1 protein-coding gene is annotated in these 747 nt (G+C 45.8%); it reads left to right on the top strand.

The annotated features are described in order from the left end of the window. Positions 1-79: 79 nt before the first annotated feature. Positions 80-747, top strand: a 668-nt coding sequence (locus A3762_RS17195) for a proton-conducting transporter membrane subunit (RefSeq protein WP_304439292.1), incomplete at its 3' end; no start/stop codon positions are given.

The following is a 747-nucleotide window of genomic DNA, read 5'->3' as shown; positions in this document are numbered from 1 at the left end:
TGTCATTAGTCCTTAGAATAAAAAGCGCTTACGGAACGATCGAAGAAAATGAGTTCCAGAACAAGGAAGATGTTATCTAATGTTTGAACAACACTTAGCGGTTCTGCCTGTATTATTGCCGTTAATCGCTGCGCCACTGGTTGTATTAATAAATAACCCGCGAGCGGCCTGGTTACTTTCTACTCTTTTCGCCGGTGCATGCGTTTATATCTCTTTCGGTCTAGTGTCCGCGACAATGGATGGCGGCGCGCTTCGATACGCACTCGGCGGTTGGGAGCCGCCTTGGGGTATTGAAATGCGTGTTGATTCGGCCAACGCATTTGTATTGCTAACGGTTAGTGTGATCGCCACACTTGTATTACTCTTCGCAAAAGAGAGCATTGCTAGTGAAGTTGCTCACAAGCAATTACCTCTGTTTTACAGCGCTTATTTGTTGTGCCTTGCTGGACTCTCAGGAATCCTAATTACTGGCGATGCATTTAACTTATTCGTCTTTTTAGAAATTTCTTCTCTTGCTACCTACACCCTAGTTAGTTTGGCCGCCGAAAGGCGTTGCTTAACGGCTGCATTCCGCTATTTAGTCATGGGCACAATCGGTGCAACCTTTATATTGATCGGTGTCGGAATGCTCTATATGAAGACCGGCACACTCAATATGCTTGACCTTGCCGAGAGGATTCAGGCGGTTGAAAGTCATCGAACAATCAATACGGGCCTTGCGTTCATCATGGTTGGCGTGAGTATTAA

This window comes from Oleiphilus sp. HI0125 (assembly GCF_001635355.1).
The sequence above is the reverse complement of the archived record's forward strand: the minus strand, read 5'-3'. Positions and strand labels throughout refer to the sequence as shown.